This is a genomic window from Oliverpabstia intestinalis (genome assembly GCF_009696065.1).
Lineage (GTDB): Bacteria > Bacillota > Clostridia > Lachnospirales > Lachnospiraceae > Oliverpabstia > Oliverpabstia intestinalis.
In genome coordinates, this window is sequence record NZ_VUMS01000017.1 from 46,200 (window position 1) to 66,997 (window position 20,798).

Below are 20,798 nucleotides of genomic sequence, written 5' to 3' on the forward strand. Positions count from 1 at the left end.
AGATGAAAAAGGCAGCAATTATTCTGATAGGGATTTGCCTGTGCCTCTCCATACCCGTTGCGGCAGAGGCTGCGCAGACAGGTACTTCGTCCGTTACGCAGCAAAGCACCATCAACACGACAGTATCGGATACCTACATGGTCACGATACGATCCGAACATGCGCAGGTGAGCTATCAGCATGAGGAGGGTGACGATGAGGAAACACAGGAGACGGTGACTTACGCGGTGGAGCGCTTTTCTAGCCCGCAGTTTCAGATCCAGCCGAAAAAAGGATGGAAGATCACAGCAGTGCTGGTAAACGGAGAGGATGTGACGGATCAGCTGAAAGACGGGATGCTGACACTTCCGGAAGTCTATGAAGATCAGTTACTTGTCGTGGAGACGGAAGAGAGCAAGGAAGACGACAAAAAAGATGATAAAAAAGACGATTCCACCGGAGGCGGTGAGCAGGAAGATAAAAAACCTGCGGACACAAAACCTACAGATAAAAAGCCGATCGATACAAAAAATAACGGTACTTCCGGCAGCAGCAATTCCGGGACAAAAACGGATGTATCAACGGGAAACAGTCAGGGAACAAAGGCGGATCTGACAGGCACGACGAATGGAACGGCAGAGGCAAAGACGGCAGATCTGCAAAAGAATGTAAGGTATTTTATGGCGGCAATTGTATCTGGTGCGGTACTTTTGATTCTGGCAGACAACCGGAGAAAAAGAAAACACGGAGAATAGATAAGCAGACAGAAAGAAAAGCGAAAAAGGGCAGATGAACCACAAAAATCGGTTTACCTGCCCTTTTTCAGGCGGATCAATTTTGATTATCGAGGCAGTCGCTAGGGTCTCATGTGAGTATGCACGTTGGCTTGTTACTCGCGTAAATCAGGAACGGTCTGCTCCGCAGGTGTGTACCACCCGTTTTTCCACCAGACTGACCGCCTGATAAAGAATCATGGCGATGATGCACAGGAGAATGATCGACAGGATCATCCAGTCAAGTTTGAAGATCTGGCTGCTGTAGATAATGAGAAATCCCAGTCCCTGCCTGGCTCCGATGAATTCACCGATGACCACACCAACCAGACAGAGCCCGATATTGACTTTCATAACGCTCAGAAGATAAGGGACCGAAGAGGGTAGTGCCACACGCAGAAGTTCATCTTTCCGTTTTCCACCGAGGGTACGGATGAGCTTCAGAGAATCAGGATCAATTTCCGTAAAGCTGGTATACAGATTCAGGATGGAGCCGAAGATCGCAACGGAGATCCCGGCAAGGATAATGGTTTTATAACTGGCTCCCAGCCACACGATCAGCAAAGGGGCAAGTGCAGACTTCGGAAGGCTGTTCAGCACCACAAGGTAAGGTTCCAGAATCGCTGCCAGACGTGGACAGAGCCAGAGGAGAACAGAAAAAAAGAGACTGAAAACTACGACCAGAAAGAAACTGGCAAGTGTTTCAAACACTGTGATCCCGATATGTGAGAGCAGATGGTTTGTCAGAAGCAAGGTCCGGAAAGCAAGATATACCTGACCGGGGCTTCCGAAGATAAAGGAATCGATGAACCCGAGCCGTGCACTGACCTCCCAGAGTAGCAGAAAAACCAGAAAGACAGCCAGCCGCATCAGGCGGATAAACTGCTGTCTTTTTTTGTGCTTTCGTAAAAAAGACTGTTGTGCAGATGAATCAGGTATCATGATTTAACTCCTTCCAGATCTGTTGAAAATATTGCTTGAATTCGGGGGCATTTCGCATCTGCATGGGAGTGCGGTCAGTAAGAACAGTAAAAACAGGAATCTCGCACCGGACGCAGGCAGGGGCTTTCGAGAGGATGATGACCCGATCAGACATGCTGATGGCTTCGGAGATATCGTGGGTGACCAAAAGCGCGGTTTTCCCTTCTTTACGCAGGATCTTCCAGATGTCATCACTGACAGAAAGCCTGGTCTGATAATCCAGTGCGCTGAAAGGTTCATCGAGAAGCAAAAGTGCAGGTTCCAGGGCGAGGGTGCGGATCAGTGCGGCCCGTTGTCGCATCCCGCCGGAAAGCTGGGAAGGGTGGGAAAAACGAAAGTTCCAGAGACCATACTCCTGTAAGAGACGGTCAACGTGTGAGAGGGATTCTTTTGTTTTCCTTTTTTGAATTTCAAGACCAAGAAGGACATTTTCATAGATGGTCAGCCATTCGAAAAGATGATCCTTCTGCAGCATATATCCGACAGAGAGAACAGAATGTTCCCGTGGAAGTCCCTGCATGGTGATCTGTCCCTGTTCCGGTATCAGAAGTCCGGCTATCAGATTCAGGACGGTACTTTTTCCGCATCCACTGGGTCCCACCAGAGAGACAAACTCGCCTTCCTGAACGGAAAAACTGATTTGTGAGAGCGCCTGGATCTCTCCGGAGAGTGTGTGATACGAAAGTCCGACATGGTCAAGTTCCAATAAAGCAGGCATAGAAAAAACCTCCGTGTACCTGGAATTATGTATTCCCACAGTAACAGGCAAAATGCACTAAAAGCAGAGAAAACAAGAGTCAGGGAATACACTATAGTTTATTATATGAAAAAGACAACGAATGGTCATATATTAAGATTTGCTTACGAAAGTGTAAGATTTCCGAAAATCGGTTGTGACGATGGTGAAAACTGTTATAATAAAGTCCTGTAAAGTCCCGGAGAAAGGAAAAGAATATGACAATATGGAATAAAATACGGACCGGTCAGTGGATTTCACGAACTTATCTGCTGATGCTGGTGTTTAATCTGCTGTATAATTCGCTGATCTATTATAGTGGTCAGTGGATGGGAACTCATACGAAAGCCCGGAATATCGAAATATCTTTGGACAATCAGATTCCGGTAATCCCCTGGTTTGTGGGAATCTATTTTTCGTTTTTCTTGTTCTGTGCAGTTAATTTTCTGCTGATGGGTTATTATGGGAAGAAAAAAGCCTGTCTGTTTTTATGTGCAGAGCTTCTGGCCAAGACAGTATGCGGGATCTTTTACCTGTGTTTTCCGACAACGAATCTTCGGCCGGAGATCGTGGGAACGGACTTCTGGAGCCGGATGCTTGTGGAATTGTATCAGATGGATGCAGCAGTGAACCTGTTTCCGTCGATTCACTGTATGGACAGCTGGTTTTGCGTAGTGGTACTTCGGAATATCCGGAAAGTACCGGGCTGGTATATGACGATCACCTGGATCTGGGCTGCGGCAATCTGTGCATCCACGTTATTTACAAAACAGCACGGGATTCTGGATGTGGCAGCAGGGATAGCACTTGCGGAACTCAGCTATATATGTGTGATCCGCTGGAAAAAAACAGAACGGTTCCGTCTGTGGATGGAGAAAAACGGATATGAAAAATAAGAAAAAAATCATAGGAAACGGTATTTTCCTGTTTCTGGTGCTTGGTCTTACCTTGTACGGTGTCTTTCATGGAGAAGATCTGGGACTGATCTGGGAAAATGTCAAAAAAGCGGATAATCGCTATCTCTTCCCGGCAGTCATCTGTGTGATATTTTTTATCTGGGGAGAGTCGATTATTATACATTATCTGCTGTATACTCTGCAGATCCGGCTGAAAAAGTGGAAGTGTTTTCTGATCTCTTCGGTAGGCTTCTTTTTCAGCTGTATTACACCATCGGCAAGTGGCGGGCAGCCGATGCAGATGGTATATCTGAAAAAAGAAAAGATTCCGATCTCGGTATCCTCCGTAGTACTGATGATCGTAACCATTACCTACAAACTGGTACTGGTGTTGCTTGGATTATTTGTACTGTTCTTTCAGCCGCGGATCACAGATACCTATATGCAGAATGTGATGCCGGTGATGTGGCTGGGACTGTGGCTGAATGTATTCTGTGTGATATTTATGCTGCTTCTGACTTTTCATCCGCAGCTGATGCGGCAGATTCTGGTAAAAGGACATGAAGTTCTTGTAAAAATGCATATCCTGAAAAAGAAGACCTCCCGTCTGGAAAAACTGGAAGGATCCATGGTCGAGTATCAGAAAACAGCAGAATATCTGAGAAATCATCCGGGAGTGGTAGGCATCGTGTTTCTGATCACCTGTCTGCAGCGTGTTGCATTGTTTTTTGTAACATATTTTGTTTATCGATCTTTTGGTTTACATCAGTACAGTATGTATGATATTGTAATACTTCAGGGTATGATTTCCGTGGCTGTGGATATGCTCCCGCTGCCCGGAGGTATGGGAATCTCAGAAAAGCTGTTTTCCATGCTGTTTACAGGGATTTTCGGGCAGGTAAAGGTTCTGGCGGGACTTATCCTGAGCCGTGGACTGAGTTATTACACAGAGCTATTGATCAGTGCAGTCATGACTGTAGCTGCGCAGCTGTTTCTTGGTAATGAAAAAGAACACAGAGAAAAGATCAGCGAAAAGCTGAAAACGATACAGGAAAAGGGAAAAGGATACGAAAGAAAGAGGGGGAACTCATGATAAGTTTTATTGGTTATTACAATTACACGGTGATTCTGACGTATATCAGTCTGTTTTGTTCCATTGCGGGGATGTTGTTTACTGTGAACGGGTGGTATAAGATGGCAGTGTTGTGCCTGGCTCTTTCGGGACTGTGTGACATGTTTGACGGAAAAATCGCCAGAAGAAAGACAGACCGTACGGATGATGAAAAATGTTTTGGTATTCAGATCGATTCCCTGTGTGACATGGTCTGCTTTGGGGCATTTCCGATTCTGCTGGCCTACAGCCTTGGTATGAGAGGACCGATTGGTATCGTGATCCTTGCATGGTATGGAATGAATGGTGTGGTCCGTCTCGGCTACTTTAATGTCTGTGAGACAAAACGTCAGGAAGAGACGGAGGAAGTGAGAAAATATTACAGCGGTCTGCCAATCACATCGATCGCTGTCGTGTTGCCGCTGGTGTTTGTGCTGCATACGGTGCTGAGGAACCATTTTGCAGTGGCACTTCATGTGGCTATGTTTGTTGTCGGTACGCTGTTTGTGACGAATATCCAGGTGAAAAAACCCAGGAATTCCACACTGGCAGTCCTGGTCGGCGTTGTTGCCCTGGCAATCTTAAAAATCTTTCATATTTTTTAGTTTTTAATAATGATGATCAAAATCCGAAATGTATTACGGAGTATTGCAGATGACATACGATAACATTTTGGCTTGTATTTTATACATGTTTTTTCGAAAAGTCAGGTACAGAATAATTCCGAGAACATATATGTAAAAGGGAGAGAACATATGAAATACGCAGATCGATACGGAAATCGCTGGGAAGAAACCGGATTGCAGGATCGTTTTCTGGAAAAATTATATAAAAGCGTACCGGGGCGTGTGGTGGTAAAAGTGCTGGTACATCCGTGGGTTTCCAGAATGGGTGGCTGGATATTGAGCCAGAAAGCATCCTGCTGGCTGATCCCGTTATTCTTAAAAGGACATCCGATGGATCAGTCCGGCTGGGTCAAACGAAGATTTACCTCCTATAATGATTTCTTTATGAGAAAGCTGAAATCGGGACAACGTCCGGTGGAAGAAGATACAGCGCGGATCATCAGTCCCTGTGATGCCAAACTTACCGTCTGTCCGATCACGGAGTACGGGATCATGAAGATCAAGCATACACCGTATACGGTAAAAGAACTGTTAAAGAGTGAAAAACTGGCTCGTGCCTATGAAGGCGGCTATGGATTCGTTTACCGCTTGACAGTGGACGACTATCACAGGTATATTTATACAGAAACCGGAAAAAAATCCGGCAACTATAAGATACCCGGAATCTTCCATACGGTTAACCCGATTGCAAACGATCTGGAGCCGATCTATAAGGAAAATACCAGAGAGTTCTGCCTGATCAGGACAACCGATGCAGGAACCGTCCTGCAGATGGAGGTTGGTGCACTGATGGTGGGGAAGATCGAGAATGCTCAGGAAGAAGCGTTTGTACACCGGGGAGAGGAAAAGGGAAGATTTGCATTCGGTGGTTCTACGATCGTGGTGCTTTATCAGCGGGGACAGGTTCAGCCGGATCAGGATCTTCTGGACAACAGCCGGGACGGTTACGAAACAAAAGTAACCCAGGGAGAGGCTGTAGGAGATAAGGTGGAAAAATGCAGAAAATAAATTATCAGAAATTAATGGAAAATGAAATCGCACACAACAGGCAGGAGCAGAAAGTTCCTGCCTTGCTTTTACACAGCTGTTGTGCGCCGTGCAGCAGTTATTGTCTGGAGACATTGAGTGAGGACTTTGCAATCACGGTGTTTTATTACAATCCTAATATTTATCCGGAAGAAGAATACTGGAAACGGGTGAGAGAACAGGAGCGGTTTATCGGTCTTCTGCCTGCGAAACATAAAATCTCTTTTCTGGAAGGCAACTATGAAAAAGAACGGTTTTATGAGACAGTAAAAGGCATGGAGAAGATCCCGGAGGGTGGAGAGCGGTGCTTTGCCTGTTACCGTCTGCGGCTGTCGGAGGCGATCAAAGAGGCCGAGAAGGGTGGATTTGACTATGTGACGACTACGCTGACGATCAGTCCGATGAAAAATGCACAGAAATTAAATGAGATCGGAGAAGAACTGTGCCGGGATACAAAAGTGGCGTGGCTGCCGTCGGATTTTAAGAAGAAGAACGGGTACAAACGATCCACAGAATTGTCAAAAGAATACGGGATGTACCGGCAGGATTACTGCGGATGTGTGTTCTCGATGCGGGAGCGTGAAGAGCAAAAAGCCCGGATCGAGCAGGAAATCTTGCAGAATAACGGAATATAAAAAGCGACTTGCGCCGACACAGGATTAATGATAGAATGATTTCAGACTTTACTATGAGAAAGTAAATGGCAGTGAATCCGCGGATTCCCGAATAATTTAAGTGAGGAACAGGAAAAGAAGTCTGCCGGAAAATACAGGGAAGAGAGGAAACAATATGGCACAGTTATGGGGAGGCCGTTTTACAAAAGAAACGGACAAACTTGTATATAATTTTAACGCATCCATCGGATTCGATCAGAAGTTTTTCCATCAGGATGTACAGGGAAGCAAAGCACATGTGACGATGCTTGCAAAACAGGGGATTCTGACAGGAGATGAGAAAAATCAGATCATCGCCGGACTGGACAGTATCGTGGCGGATGTGGATGCCGGTAAACTGGAGATCACCAGTGAGTACGAAGATATCCACAGTTTTGTGGAGGCCAATCTGATCGACCGGATCGGTGACGCAGGTAAGAAACTGCACACCGGACGAAGCAGAAATGATCAGGTAGCGCTGGATATGAAACTGTATGTCAGAGACGAGATCAAAGAACTGGACGAACTGGTGAAGAAACTGCTGGTGACACTGAATAAGATCATGGAAGAAAATCTGCATACCTATATGCCGGGATTCACCCATCTGCAGAAAGCACAGCCGATCACACTGGCACATCATATGGGTGCGTATTTTGAGATGTTCCGCAGGGACAGAGGTCGTCTTGCAGACATTTACGAAAGAATGAACTATTGCCCACTGGGAAGCGGAGCACTTGCAGGAACCACCTATCCGCTGGATCGTGCCTACAGTGCCGAACTGATGGGATTTGCCGGTCCTACGATGAACAGTATGGATTCCGTAGCAGACAGAGATTATGTGATCGAACTGTTATCTGCCATGTCCACGATCATGATGCATCTGAGCCGTTTTTCCGAGGAAATCATCATCTGGAACTCCAACGAGTATCAGTTTGTGGAGATCGATGATGCCTACAGTACCGGAAGCAGTATCATGCCACAGAAGAAAAACCCGGATATCGCCGAGTTGGTAAGAGGAAAGACCGGCCGTGTTTATGGCGCGCTGATGTCGATTCTGACAACCATGAAGGGAATTCCGCTGGCATATAATAAAGACATGCAGGAAGACAAGGAACTGACCTTTGACGCGATTGATACCGTAAAAGGGTGTCTGGCATTGTTTGAAGGTATGGTTTCCACAATGAAGTTCCGTAAAGATGTGATGGAAAACAGTGCAAAACACGGATTTACCAATGCAACGGATGCAGCAGATTATCTGGTAAATCATGGAGTACCGTTCCGTGATGCACATGGCATTGTCGGCCGTCTGGTGCTGTACTGCCTGGACAAAAAAATTCCGCTGGACGAGATGACCCTGGAAGAATACAAGGCGATCAGTCCGGTATTTGAAGAAGATATTTACGAAGCCATCAGCATAAAAACCTGTGTGGAAAAACGTATGACCATCGGTGCTCCGGGACCGGATGCCATGGCAAAGGTGGTAGAGTGGAATAAAAAATATTTGGAAGAAAAGTAAAAAAGTGTTGATTTTTTCAGAAAACTGGTATAGTATTACCAAGTAAATACAAATGTACGCGAGAGAAATACAAAAAGTTACGGTTGTGCATTGAGTAAGAAGAATGAGGAGTGAAATCACAATGAGCAGCAAATTAAGAGTAGGTATTTTAGGAGCAACAGGAATGGTAGGACAGAGATTTATTTCTCTGCTGGAAAACCACCCATGGTTTGAAGTAGTAACTGTAGCAGCATCCCCGAGAAGTGCAGGAAAAACATATGAAGAAGCCGTAGGCGGACGCTGGAAAATGGATACTCCGATGCCGGAAGCTGTAAAAAAACTGGTAGTTATGAATGTAAATGAAGTGGAAAAAGTAGCTTCCACCGTTGATTTTGTATTTTCAGCAGTAGATATGTCCAAAGAGGAAATCAAAGCGATCGAGGAAGAATATGCAAAAACTGAAACACCGGTTGTTTCCAATAACAGTGCTCACAGATGGACACCGGATGTACCAATGGTAGTGCCGGAGATCAACCCGGAACACTTTGAGGTTATCGAATCTCAGAAAAAACGTCTGGGAACCACACGCGGATTCATCGCAGTAAAACCAAACTGCTCCATCCAGAGTTATGCACCGGTTCTGACTGCATGGAAAGAATTCGAGCCATACGAAGTAGTTGCTACTACATACCAGGCAATCTCCGGAGCAGGTAAAACCTTCAAAGACTGGCCGGAAATGGTAGAAAACATCATCCCATACATCGGCGGGGAAGAAGAGAAGAGTGAACAGGAACCGCTTCGTATCTGGGGTAAAGTAGAAAACGGTCAGATCGTAAAAGCCAGCGAACCGGTGATCACCTGCCAGTGTATCCGTGTTCCGGTACTGAACGGACATACCGCAGCAGTCTTTGTAAAATTCAGAAAGAATCCTACCAAAGAACAGCTGATCGAAAAACTGGTGAACTTCAAAGGATTCCCACAGGAAGCAGAACTTCCGAGTGCTCCGAAGCAGTTTATCCAGTATCTGGAAGAAGACAACCGTCCACAGGTTAAGATGGATGTCAACTTCGAAAACGGTATGGGGATCAGCGTAGGCCGTCTGAGAGAGGACACTGTATACGACTGGAAATTCGTAGGTCTGTCCCATAATACTGTAAGAGGAGCTGCCGGCGGTGCTGTTCTGTGTGCAGAGACTCTGAAAGCAAAAGGATATATTCAGGCAAAATAAATAAGAATGCAAATAAGAAAAATAAAATCCCGGGTGTGTTGCATGCCCGGGATTTTTTACTTTACAGGAAATTGCTTTCCTGTAAGATTCTGTGCATCGCGCAGCGTGTTGCTGGGCACGGAGCGAACAGTAACGATTTCAATATAGAAACCAGGCAAGTTCCGGAGTGCACTTGAATTTCCGGAAGAAAAACGGTATACTCTTTGTTGCCCCTGTGAGGTTTTTATATCGCAGGGACGCTGAAGAGACGAGAAAGGGTTAAATTTATATGAATAAATCCGTATTTATCGCAGAGAAACCAAGCGTAGCCCAGGAATTTGCCAAAGCGTTAAAGGTGAAGACCACGCGGCATGACGGATATCTGGAATCGGAAAATACCATTGTCACCTGGTGTGTGGGTCATCTGGTGACGATGAGTTATCCGGAAGCCTATGATATCAAGTACAAGCGCTGGACTCTGGAAACTCTGCCTTTTCTGCCCGGGGAGTTCAAGTATGAAGTCATCCCGTCGGTAAAAAAGCAGTTTGAGATTGTCAGGGGACTGTTAAACCGTCCGGATGTGGACACCATCTATGTCTGTACCGACTCAGGAAGAGAGGGAGAGTATATCTACCGTCTGGTGGCACAGATGGCCGGCGTCAGGGGAAAGAAAGAGAAACGTGTCTGGATCGATTCCCAGACGGAAGAGGAGATCATCCGTGGAATCAAAGAAGCGAAGGATCTGAGTGCTTATGATAATCTGAGTGCATCGGCATATCTGCGGGCGAAAGAAGACTATCTGATGGGTATTAACTTTTCCAGGATCCTGACACTGCGGTATGGAAACAGCGTGTCCAACTATCTGGGAAATAAATATCAGGTAATTTCCGTGGGACGGGTCATGACCTGTGTGCTTGGAATGGTAGTGCGAAGAGAGCGGGAGATCCGTGAATTCGTAAAAACACCGTTTTACCGGGTGCTTGGAAAATTCTTGCTGGAAGGAAGAACCTTCGACGGAGAATGGCGTGCTGTGGAAGACAGCCGGTATTTTCAGTCACCGGATCTGTATAAGGAAAATGGTTTCAAGGACAGAAACCGGGCGGAAGAACTGAAAGGCATTCTGGAACGGGAGAGTGCAGTCAGTGTGACGAATGAACTTTCCGGTTCCAACAGAATGGCACAGCAGACAGCTCCGGTGCATCAGGCGGTACTTGAGAAAATCGAGAAGAAAAAAGAGAAGAAGAACCCACCGCTTTTGTATAACCTGGCAGAATTGCAGAATGACTGTTCACGGATGTTCAAGATCAGTCCGGACGAGACATTGCGGGTGGTGCAGGAACTGTATGAAAAGAAGCTGGTGACATATCCAAGAACGGATGCCCGTGTGCTTTCCACTGCAGTTGCCAAGGAGATAAGCCGAAACCTGAAGGGTTTAACGAGATACCAGATGGCAGCACCGTTTGCACAGGAGATCCTGGAGGCGGGAAGTTTTCAAGAGATCGAAAAGACCAGATATGTCAATGACAAGCAGATCACAGACCATTATGCGATTATTCCTACCGGTCAGGGACTGCAGAATCTTGGCAGACTGCCGCAGATTTCACAGAAAGTGTATCAGGTGGTCGTTCGCCGGTTTTTGAGTGTGTTTTATCCGGCGGCGGTGTATCAGAAGGTGAGCCTGGTGTCGGCGGTCGGAAAAGAGAAGCTGTTTTCGAGTTTCAAGGTACTGGTGGAGGAAGGGTATCTGAAGGTGGCCAACGTACCATCCGGAAAGAAAGAAGAGGATGCGAAAAATGCAGAGGAGAAAACGGATGATATCCAGTGTGATGCCGCCTTTCTTGCCTGCCTGCAAAAGCTGAAAAAGGGCGCCATTCTTCCGGTCGATGGATATGAGATCAAAGAGGGAGAAACTTCTCCGCCGAAACGGTACAATTCCGGTACGATGATCCTGGCGATGGAGAATGCCGGACAACTGATCGAGGATGAGGAGCTGCGTGCGCAGATCAAGGGAAGTGGAATCGGAACCAGTGCAACGAGAGCAGAGATTTTAAAGAAACTGGTGAATATCAAGTATATCAGCCTGAATAAGAAAACACAGGTAATTACCCCGACTCAGCTTGGAGAAATGATTTATGAAGTGGTTAACGCTTCGATCCCGGCACTGTTAAATCCGGAGCTTACCGCGAGCTGGGAGAAGGGGCTGAATTATGTAGCCGAGGGAAGTATTACTTCCCGGGAATATATGGATAAACTGGAGCATTTTATCCGGGTGAAAGTGGGTGGAGTGCTGCAGGTAAATTATCAGGCGGCGTTACGAAGCCGATACGACAGTATCGCAGGGAATTATCGAAAAGGAGGAAAATGATCATGAGTATGGAAAGTATTCGAATTGAGAACATGTATGATCTGAATGAGACGATTGCAGCGGAGATTTTTGAAGGGAAGACGTATCCGTGGGAAGTACTTCCGCTGATTAAAGAATTTATTGTGAAGCTGGGAAATACACTGGATCCTGCAGAGTATGATAAGATCGGGGAAGATATCTGGGTAGCGAAATCTGCTAAGATTGCTCCTACGGTTGCGTTAAATGGTCCGTGTATCATCGGAAAGGATGCCGAGGTGCGTCAGTGTGCATTTATCCGTGGCAGTGCGATCGTCGGTGAGGGTGCTGTGGTTGGTAATTCTACGGAGCTTAAGAATGTGATCTTGTTTAATAAGGTGCAGGTGCCGCATTATAATTATGTGGGGGATTCTGTGCTGGGTTATAAGGCTCATATGGGCGCGGGATCGATCACTTCGAATGTGAAGTCGGATAAGAAGCTGGTGGTTGTGCACGGAGATGGTTTCGATATTGAGACCGGCATGAAGAAGTTTGGGGCTATGCTGGGAGATAATGTTGAGGTTGGCTGTAATTCAGTGCTGAATCCGGGGACGGTGATCGGACGGGAGAGTAATGTGTATCCGCTGTCTTCGGTTAGAGGGGTTGTGCCGGAGAGGGCCATCTTTAAGAAACAGGGAGACGTTGTTGCTAAAAGATAGATGATTGAAAAAGGGGACGCCCCCCGGCGGAAGCGTTCTCCCGCCAGCAACGTGGGCAGGGCAACTTTGAACTAGCCACTAACTACGACTATGTTCACTTGGGTCAGCTGACCCAAGCGAAAGTCTCCGTAAGTGTCGGATTTCAAAGCTTGCCCTAACCGCCCACAAAGTGTTGCTGGCAGGAGAAAGCTTCCGCCGGTTTTTTTACGCCATTAGTTCAGAAAACAGAAGTGAAGGATCAAACCGTACAGTAAAAGGTGTACCGGGTAGAAAAGGTAGAAAAAATATTTCAGGGAGATGCCACGTTTCCCGTTATAGAGGTTGATCGGGATGAAGGCGAGGCAGGCGGGGGCTTCCCAGAGGAGGCTCATGCAGGAGACCAGAGTGCAGAGAAACTTCTGATCATGGAACAGGTAAAGTAACAGGATCAGGATGATTCCTTTGTAGTCGTAGTCGGTCTGAAGGAGCCAGGCGGTCAGACAGCCGGCTGCGGCGATCAGTATCTTGACGATCCACTGAAGGTTCGGGTTTATTTCTTTGTGGCTTACAGTATCGATGGCCCAGATGGTCAGGAGACCCAGGAATAAAGTGAAAAAGACATTCTGGTAACCCGGAGCAAATGGGGTGTTGAACAGTGCATAATCAAAGGGAAATTCGGACACCAGGGCAAAGAGGAACAGGCGGGTGGCATATTTCTTTTTGCTGGAGGTGTGGAGGAATCCTTCAATTAATAAGAAACAGAAGACCGGGAAGCCGATTCTTCCGATGAAGCGCATGACCTGATAAATGTTCCACCAGGGGATCGTCATAGAGACAGGGTGTCCCAGGAAGGACGGATTTTGCTGCATCAGGATGCCGTAGAGGATGATGCTTGCGGCGAAATGGTCGATGGCCATGGCGATAATGGCGATGATTTTTAAAGTACTGCCGGACAGGCAGCCCTTTTTCAGGGAAAACTGGGTCATAGAAAACCTCCTGTTTTTTGATAATCTGAGTTTTTCGATATTCCTTCTTAATGTTGACAGATAAAGAAAAATAGCGTCAGAAAAAGCATAAAACGCAAATTGTGACGGAATCCTGCGGAATATTCTGAAAAAAGTATACCAGTCCTGCAAAAAATGTCAACGAAAGGGAAAAAAATAAAAAAAAAGCAAGTTTGTCTGGACTAACCGCATGGGTGTATGCGAAAATAACTATGATAAGCGGGTGAGTAGGTTCACTTGCTTGAGATACATAAGTCTCGAAAAAAGTATTTCAAGTTTGAAAGGAGTCTTAACATGATTTATTCACAAGAAGTAGAAATGATGTGTCCGGTTTCACAGGGCGTTAATCACGGCGCTGCACCAATCCCGGAAGAAGCAAAATGGGTACAGTCCAAAGAAATTAAAGATATTTCCGGTCTGACACATGGTGTGGGCTGGTGTGCACCACAGCAGGGTGCCTGCAAACTGACACTGAACGTAAAAGATGGTATTATTCAGGAAGCTCTGGTAGAGACAATCGGATGTTCCGGTATGACTCATTCCGCAGCTATGGCATCTGAAATCCTTCCTGGAAGAACTCTTCTGGAGGCTCTGAACACTGACCTGGTATGCGATGCTATCAACACAGCTATGAGAGAACTCTTCCTGCAGATCGTTTATGGTCGTACACAGTCCGCATTCTCTGAAGATGGTCTGCCGATCGGCGCTGGTCTGGAAGATCTGGGTAAAGGTCTGAGATCTCAGGTTGGTACCATGTACGGAACACTGAAAAAAGGTCCTCGTTATCTGGAAATGGCAGAAGGTTATGTTACCGGTATTGCACTGGATGAAGAAGGATGCATCATTGGTTACCAGTTCGTAAGTCTGGGCAAAATGACTGATTTCATCAAACAGGGTGATGATCCTACAACAGCTTGGGAAAAAGCAAAAGGACAGTACGGTCGTGTTGCAGATGCAGCTAAAATCATTGATCCGCGTAAAGAATAATTACTGTTCTGCTTACCGTCAATATAATAGGAGGATAAAATAAATGGCTTTATTTGAATCATATGAAAGAAGAATTGATAAAATCAATGCTGTCCTGAACAGCTATGGAATCGCTTCTCTGGAAGAAGCAGAGAAAATCACAAAAGATGCTGGTCTGGACGTATACAATCAGATCAAAGGCATCCAGCCAATCTGTTTTGAGAACGCTTGCTGGGCATACATCACAGGTGCAGCAATCGCAATCAAAAAGGGCTGTACAAAAGCTTCTGAAGCAGCAGCAGCTATCGGCGAAGGTCTGCAGGCTTTCTGTATTCCGGGATCTGTAGCAGATCAGCGTAAAGTAGGTCTGGGACATGGTAACCTGGGTAAGATGCTTCTGGAAGAAGATACAGAATGTTTTGCATTCCTGGCAGGTCATGAGTCTTTCGCAGCAGCTGAAGGTGCTATTGGTATCGCTGAGAAAGCAAACAAAGTACGTCAGAAACCTCTGCGTGTTATCCTGAACGGTCTTGGAAAAGATGCTGCTCAGATCATCGCTCGTATCAACGGATTTACATTTGTTGAAACAGAATATGATTACTATACAGGAGAACTGAAAGAAGTATTCCGTAAAGCATACTCTGAAGGTCCTCGTGCAAAAGTTAACTGCTACGGCGCTAACGACGTTCGTGAAGGTGTAGCTATCATGTGGAAAGAAGATGTTGACGTTTCTATCACAGGTAACTCTACCAACCCGACACGTTTCCAGCATCCGGTAGCTGGTACTTACAAAAAAGAACGTATCGAAGCTGGTAAAAAATACTTCTCCGTAGCATCCGGTGGTGGTACAGGACGTACTCTGCATCCGGATAACATGGCAGCAGGTCCTGCTTCCTATGGTATGACAGATACTCTGGGACGTATGCATTCCGATGCACAGTTCGCAGGTTCTTCTTCTGTTCCGGCTCACGTAGAAATGATGGGTCTGATCGGTGCAGGTAACAACCCGATGGTTGGTATGACTGTAGCTGTTGCAGTTAGTATTGAGGAAGCTCACAAAGCTGGTAAATTCTAAGAAACCCTTATAAAATAGGCGTTTTTAAAAGTGTTCAAACGAGAAAAGAAAGCCGCAGGTTTCGTGCCTGCGGCTTTTTCTATCATCAAATATCCGAAAACTGACTGATTTGATAAAAGAAAAATTGTCAGAAAACCGATTGACTCTATAACGATTATAAGGTTTAATATAGATTAGAAAGAAACTTTGCCGAGGGAAAGCGTCAGAGTGATAAAGGAATAGAAACATGGAAAGAGATCTTACATCGGGAAGTGTGTGGAAAAATATTGTGTATTTCTCACTTCCCTATCTGTTGTCTTATTTTTTACAGACATTATATGGTCTGGCGGATCTGTTTATTGTCGGGCAGTTTGATGGTGTGGCGAGTACGACGGCGGTATCGATCGGCAGTCAGGTGATGCATATGCTGACGGTGATGATCGTAGGCCTGGCGATGGGAACGACAGTGAATATCGGACGGGCAGTGGGTGCGCGGGATACCAAAAAGGCGTCTAAAGTAGTGGGAAATACTATGGTGCTTTTTATAGGTGTCTCAGTGGTGCTTGCCGTGGTTTTACTGTTACTGGTGCGTCCGATCGTGAATGTAATGTCCACACCGGAGGAAGCGGTAGAAGGAACAGTTCGTTATCTTACCATCTGCTTTATCGGAATCCCGTTTATCACGGCTTATAATGTGATCGCATCGATCTTCCGTGGTCTTGGAGATTCCAAAAGTCCGATGTACTTTATCGTAATTGCCTGTGTGGCAAATATTGCGTTGGATTACATATGTATCGGTGCGTTTCATATGGGACCGGAAGGTGCGGCGCTGGGAACCACGCTTTCCCAGACAATCAGTGTGGTTGTATCGCTCTGGGTGATCTTAAAAAAGCAGACAGGAATTTCTGTAAAAAGAGAAGATTTCCGACCGGATCGTGTAACGATGGGGCAGGTGCTGAAAATCGGTATCCCGATCGCAGCACAGGATGGATTTATCCAGGTAGCGTTTATCATCATTACGATTATCGCGAACCGCAGGGGACTGAGTGCTGCAGCAGCAGTGGGAATCGTGGAAAAAATCATCAGTTTTCTGTTCCTGGTGCCATCTTCGATGCTCTCTACCGTGTCTGCACTGGGAGCACAGAATATGGGAGCCGGCAAATACGAACGGGCCGATCAGATTCTCCGGTATGCGATGGGAATTGCGGTTGGTTTCGGACTTTTCGTCTCACTGTTGATCCAGGTGACCGCAGAAACGGCGGTTGGTCTGTTTACGACAGATGCGGTGGTCATCCTGCTGGGAGCACAGTATATCCGTGGATACATCTGGGACTGCATTTTCGCAGGAGTACATTTCAGTTTCAGTGGATATTTCTGTGCGTATGGAAGATCAGAGATCTCGTTTATCCACAACCTGATCGCGATTCTCTGTGTTCGGATTCCGGGCGTATATCTGACTTCAAAGATCTTTCCGGATACGCTGTTTCCGATGGGACTGGCTACGGCAACAGGATCTCTGCTGTCGGTGATCATCTGTATGATCGCATTTGACTGGCTGAAAAAACAGAAAAGAAAAAGCGATGACGCTGTTTGACATTTCCGTAAAGCAGTGCTATGATATGTAAGAATTAAAGAACGGGAGCTTGTGTGACAGGCTGAGAGGAAGATAGATCTTCGACCGCACCTGATTTGGGTAATGCCAACGGAGGAAATACATATCGAGAGAGTGTACATCTGTCCGTGCTGGTGCGGACAGATGTTTTTGTATACTGCAATAATTTTTATGACAAATAACATATAAAAATATGCAGAAGTACATGCTCGGCTATCTTTGGCTTTTCGATCTTTACAATTAATAAGAGACTGTACTTGCAGGCATTTTGTGAAAAATGTTCGGACGACACAGACAGTGTGTGAACAAGGCAGATGCAGGTGAATCTGAGGGGGAGCGCCCTGAGATCCGGCATACAGAAAAAAGCGATGGGAATCCGTGTTTCGGAGTGAGAGGAAGTAATAGAACTTCGACCGAAAAAAAGAGGGAAACTGCGCTTTTTTCTGCTCAAGAAAGAAAAAGACGGTTTTCCCGGAAAACAAGAGAGGAAAACAAAAATGGAAAAACAAAGACTGAACACATTTCGCATGGTAATGCTGGCTATGATGGTAGCAATTGGTGTAGTGATCTCCCCGATCCTTCGTATCGAGGGAATGTGCCCGACAGCGCATCTGATCAATATTGTATGCTCGGTGCTGATGGGACCGTGGTACTCCCTGCTTTGTGCAACGATGATCGGTGTGATCCGTATGTTATTTATGGGAATTCCGCCACTTGCACTGACAGGAGCTGTATTTGGTGCATTTTTATCCGGTGTTTTTTACCGCTTATCCGGCGGTAAGATCATCTGTGCGGTACTGGGAGAAATCTTTGGAACCGGTATCATCGGATCGCTGGTTTCTTATCCGGTGATGGCCTTTATCATGGGAAGAGACGGGTTGAATGCATTTTTCTACACTCCGATGTTTATCTCAGCAACGATCATGGGTGGCGCAGCAGCATATGTGTTCCTGAAAGCGCTGAGCAAAGCAGGCCTGCTGGCAAAATTTCAGAGAAGTCTTGGAGCAAAAGTTTATGATAAAACAGTTAGAAAATCAGCTGAAGAGCGTGCGTGATGCAACAAAGAGAGAACAACCACTGATTCACTGCATCACGAATCCGATTTCCATTCACGGATGTGCGAATATGATCCTTGCGGTGGGCGCAAGGCCGATGATGGCAGAGCATCCGATGGAGGTGGAAGGTATCACAAAGACAGCGGGAGCACTGATGCTGAATCTTGGAAATATTACCGATGTGCGGATCGAGTCCATGAAGTGTTCCGCGCGGACGGCGGCGAAAGAAGGAATTCCGGTTCTGCTGGATCTGGTAGGCGTATCCTGCAGTAAGATTCGGATGGAACTTGCCATGGAACTGATCGAAAAAGGAAAGATACAGATCCTGAAGGGAAATATTTCCGAACTGCTTGCAATCGCCGGACAGCCGTTTCACGGAACAGGTATTGATGCCGGAGCGGAGGATGCGATGACCGGGGACAATGAGGAAGAGAGAAAAGAAATCTTCCGAAGAGTTTCGAAAAAGACTGGAAGTGTACTTCTGGCTACCGGAGCAAAAGATCTTCTGGTGGATCAGAACCGGTGTCTGATTCTGGAAAATGGTGTGCCGGAGCTGTCCGGGATCACAGGAAGTGGATGTATGGTCGGCGCGCTTTCGGCGGCTTTCCTGGCGCAGAGAGATCCGTTTGTGGCGGCACTGCTTGGGACTTCGGTGATGGGAATCGCCGGGGAGATCGCCGCAAAGAGGTCAACAGGACCGGGAAGTTTTCAGATGGAACTTCTGGATGCGGTGGCAGGGCTGACACAGGAAGAACTGGAGGCAAGGATCCGGATTCGGGAGATTGGAATATAAAGTGGTCTTAGAGTCACCCGAACTGTTCATGCAAAGAATACGGGAAGCCATGATCACAAAGTGAAAGAGAGCTCATGCGTCTGTTATCATAGGTGGTATGCTGACTGACGGGTGAAATGATGAAAGTAAAATTTCAGGAAGGAAAAAACAGGTATGAAAACAGATTTGGATATGACGTTATATCTGGTGACGGACAGCACCTATCATACAGAGGAAACATTTTACAAAACGATCGAAGAGGCATGCCAGGGAGGTGTAACACTGGTGCAGCTACGGGAGAAAAACTGCGGCGGACGGGAATATCTGGAGAAAGCAATGAAGGTAAAGGCAATCACCGACCGCTATCAGATTCCACTGATCATCGATGATCGTGTGGATGTGGCAATTGCCTGTGACGCCGCCGGTGTCCATGTGGGTTCCTCAGATCTTCCGGTAGCCGTGGCAAGAAAACTACTTGGGCCGGACAAGATCGTGGGCGCTACGGCAAAGACTGTGGAAGCGGCGAAAAAGGCGTATGAGGACGGTGCGGATTACCTGGGTGTGGGAGCGATTTTCCCGACAACGACAAAGGTAGTCACGATCCGTACTTCCGTGGAAACACTGAATGAGATCTGCCAGAGTGTACCGATTCCTGCAGTGGCGATCGGCGGCTTGAATGATGGAAATATGGACATCCTCAAAGGCGGTAAGATGGCAGGTGTGGCTGTCGTTTCCGCCATTATGAAAGCGGAAGACCCGAAGGCAGCAGCGGCACGGCTGAAAGAGCATGTGGGAGAGTTGCAGGGATAAGATGTAAGGTTCTGAATATATGGATAAAAAAGAGAGTTGTTGCAAAGCAGGGAAGTTATATAGAAGTGTTTTGCAGCGACTTTTTCTGATTTTTGGAAACAGATAAGGGAAAAACGAAATTCCCTCTTGAAAATCATAATAACCTTGTGGTAAACTAGGTATATAGGAAATATGGAGGTTATAGCATGAAAATATCGACAAGAGGGCGTTATGCGATTCGTGTAATGTTGGATCTGGCAGAACATAATACGGGAGAGTATATTCCGTTGATGGATATAGCAAAAAGGCAGGAGATTTCCGAGAAGTATCTGGAGGCTATCGTGGCTTCACTGAGCAAGAACGGATTTGTGCGTTCGCTGAGAGGAAAGGGAGGCGGTTATCAGCTATTGAAGGATCCGTCAGAATATACGATTGGAAGTATTCTTCGGTTGACAGAGGGGTCTCTGGCACCGATAGCCTGTCTGGAACATGAGCCGAATCAATGTGAGAGAGTCTCTGTCTGCAAGACCCTGAAAATGTGGGAGGGAGCATACAAGGTGATCACGGAGTATTTCGATGGGATTACGATTGCAGATTTACTGGCAGATACTACGGATGTGGGGAACTACATTATTTAAAATATGAGAGTGTTGGCTAATGGGGACGCAGCCGCCCCTTGCTTCGCTCCTGCTGGCAACGTGGGCAGGGGAACTTTGAACTAGCCGCTAACTTCGACTAAATTCACGAGGGTCGGCTGACCCTCGCGAAAGTCTACGTAAGCGTCGGATTTTAAAGCTTCCCCTAAGCGCCCACACAGTGTTGCCTGTAGGAGCGAAGCAAGGGGCGGCTGCTGTGCGTTAGCCAAAGGGGGAGGAGGTGTAGAGTGGTGTTGTATGGTATGGGATAATAAGAAAAAAGGTAACTATTCAGTAGCCACTGTCCCGCGAGGTGTTTTGACATGAATATGTCAAAATCCCGAGACATACAAGCCAAAATGCCATCACCGAAGGTGATTTACGCGAGCAACGAGTCAAAGTCCGTGCTT

General features: G+C 46.5%; 20 protein-coding genes. 17 read left to right on the plus strand and 3 right to left on the minus strand.

Translation table 11 applies throughout. The features are described from left to right. Positions 1-2: 2 nt before the first annotated feature. Entirely contained in the window at positions 3-734 is a 732-nt protein-coding gene (locus FYJ57_RS10205) for a hypothetical protein (RefSeq protein ID WP_154432556.1), read from the plus strand. Between the two features lie 147 nt (positions 735-881). Here the strand turns inward: FYJ57_RS10205 and FYJ57_RS10210 are convergent, their stop codons facing one another. After that, the gene (locus tag FYJ57_RS10210) at positions 882-1,694 is read right to left on the minus strand and encodes an ABC transporter permease (protein ID WP_154432557.1); all 813 of its coding nucleotides are present in this window, start codon (positions 1,692-1,694) and stop codon (positions 882-884) included. Next, positions 1,684-2,451: an ABC transporter ATP-binding protein gene (locus tag FYJ57_RS10215; RefSeq protein ID WP_154432558.1), complete on the minus strand. Its 768-nt coding sequence runs from the start codon at positions 2,449-2,451 to the stop codon at positions 1,684-1,686. Before FYJ57_RS10215 ends, FYJ57_RS10210 begins: the two co-directional genes overlap by 11 nt. A gap of 236 nt (positions 2,452-2,687) precedes the next feature. Here FYJ57_RS10215 and FYJ57_RS10220 point away from each other — a divergent pair, with 236 nt between their 5' ends. From FYJ57_RS10220 to FYJ57_RS10260, 9 genes are all read left to right on the plus strand, one after another. Beyond that, positions 2,688-3,365 carry a phosphatase PAP2 family protein gene (locus FYJ57_RS10220; protein WP_154432559.1) on the plus strand — a complete coding sequence of 226 codons (678 nt, stop codon included), beginning with the start codon at positions 2,688-2,690 and terminating at the stop codon, positions 3,363-3,365. Further along, positions 3,355-4,458, plus strand: coding sequence for a lysylphosphatidylglycerol synthase transmembrane domain-containing protein (locus FYJ57_RS10225; RefSeq protein ID WP_154432560.1), 1,104 nt, complete (start codon positions 3,355-3,357; stop codon positions 4,456-4,458). The genes FYJ57_RS10220 and FYJ57_RS10225 overlap by 11 nt, the downstream gene beginning before the upstream one ends. Beyond that, positions 4,455-5,081 carry a CDP-alcohol phosphatidyltransferase family protein gene (locus tag FYJ57_RS10230; RefSeq protein WP_022398791.1) on the plus strand — a complete coding sequence of 209 codons (627 nt, stop codon included), beginning with the start codon at positions 4,455-4,457 and terminating at the stop codon, positions 5,079-5,081. Before FYJ57_RS10225 ends, FYJ57_RS10230 begins: the two co-directional genes overlap by 4 nt. Positions 5,082-5,231: 150 nt before the next feature. Then, entirely contained in the window at positions 5,232-6,110 is an 879-nt protein-coding gene (locus FYJ57_RS10235; protein ID WP_154432561.1) for a phosphatidylserine decarboxylase, read from the plus strand. Beyond that, complete coding sequence (locus FYJ57_RS10240; RefSeq protein WP_129257417.1) at positions 6,098-6,763, plus strand: epoxyqueuosine reductase QueH; 666 nt, start codon at positions 6,098-6,100, stop codon at positions 6,761-6,763. Before FYJ57_RS10235 ends, FYJ57_RS10240 begins: the two co-directional genes overlap by 13 nt. 154 nt (positions 6,764-6,917) lie before the next feature. After that, a complete protein-coding gene (gene argH, locus FYJ57_RS10245; protein WP_154432562.1) occupies positions 6,918-8,297 on the plus strand; it encodes an argininosuccinate lyase in 1,380 nt (459 codons plus the stop codon). Positions 8,298-8,418: 121 nt separating this feature from the next. Then, on the plus strand, positions 8,419-9,504 hold the full coding sequence (asd, locus tag FYJ57_RS10250; RefSeq protein ID WP_022173203.1) for an aspartate-semialdehyde dehydrogenase: 1,086 nt from the start codon (positions 8,419-8,421) through the stop codon (positions 9,502-9,504). A 268-nt stretch (positions 9,505-9,772) separates the two neighbouring features. Continuing rightward, complete coding sequence (locus tag FYJ57_RS10255) at positions 9,773-11,848, plus strand: DNA topoisomerase (RefSeq protein ID WP_154432563.1); 2,076 nt, start codon at positions 9,773-9,775, stop codon at positions 11,846-11,848. An 8-nt stretch (positions 11,849-11,856) separates the two neighbouring features. After that, positions 11,857-12,522, plus strand: a complete 666-nt coding sequence (locus FYJ57_RS10260) for an acyltransferase (RefSeq protein ID WP_154432569.1) — start codon at positions 11,857-11,859, stop codon at positions 12,520-12,522. Between the two features lie 212 nt (positions 12,523-12,734). Here FYJ57_RS10260 and FYJ57_RS10265 read toward each other — a convergent pair whose 3' ends face one another. Beyond that, positions 12,735-13,487 (minus strand): TraX family protein, encoded by a 753-nt coding sequence (locus tag FYJ57_RS10265; protein WP_022173206.1) that lies wholly within the window; start codon positions 13,485-13,487, stop codon positions 12,735-12,737. A gap of 312 nt (positions 13,488-13,799) precedes the next feature. On the opposite strand from FYJ57_RS10265, the gene FYJ57_RS10270 reads away from it, so the two are divergent. The 7 genes from FYJ57_RS10270 to FYJ57_RS10300 all read left to right on the plus strand — a co-directional run bounded on the left by FYJ57_RS10270 (position 13,800) and on the right by FYJ57_RS10300 (position 20,391). After that, complete coding sequence (locus FYJ57_RS10270; protein WP_022173207.1) at positions 13,800-14,492, plus strand: iron-sulfur cluster assembly scaffold protein; 693 nt, start codon at positions 13,800-13,802, stop codon at positions 14,490-14,492. 43 nt (positions 14,493-14,535) lie between these two features. Beyond that, positions 14,536-15,546 carry a GGGtGRT protein gene (locus FYJ57_RS10275; protein WP_022173208.1) on the plus strand — a complete coding sequence of 337 codons (1,011 nt, stop codon included), beginning with the start codon at positions 14,536-14,538 and terminating at the stop codon, positions 15,544-15,546. Positions 15,547-15,772: 226 nt separating this feature from the next. Next, positions 15,773-17,119, plus strand: a complete 1,347-nt coding sequence (locus FYJ57_RS10280; protein WP_154432564.1) for an MATE family efflux transporter — start codon at positions 15,773-15,775, stop codon at positions 17,117-17,119. 515 nt (positions 17,120-17,634) lie between these two features. After that, on the plus strand, positions 17,635-18,192 hold the full coding sequence (gene thiW, locus FYJ57_RS10285) for an energy coupling factor transporter S component ThiW (protein ID WP_154432565.1): 558 nt from the start codon (positions 17,635-17,637) through the stop codon (positions 18,190-18,192). Then, positions 18,152-18,985 carry a hydroxyethylthiazole kinase gene (gene thiM, locus FYJ57_RS10290; RefSeq protein WP_154432566.1) on the plus strand — a complete coding sequence of 278 codons (834 nt, stop codon included), beginning with the start codon at positions 18,152-18,154 and terminating at the stop codon, positions 18,983-18,985. The genes thiW and thiM overlap by 41 nt, the downstream gene beginning before the upstream one ends. Positions 18,986-19,138: 153 nt before the next feature. Then, the gene (gene thiE / locus FYJ57_RS10295; RefSeq protein ID WP_154432567.1) at positions 19,139-19,774 is read left to right on the plus strand and encodes a thiamine phosphate synthase; all 636 of its coding nucleotides are present in this window, start codon (positions 19,139-19,141) and stop codon (positions 19,772-19,774) included. A 185-nt stretch (positions 19,775-19,959) separates the two neighbouring features. Continuing rightward, positions 19,960-20,391, plus strand: a complete 432-nt coding sequence (locus FYJ57_RS10300; protein ID WP_022173214.1) for an RrF2 family transcriptional regulator — start codon at positions 19,960-19,962, stop codon at positions 20,389-20,391. Positions 20,392-20,798: the final 407 nt, after the last annotated feature.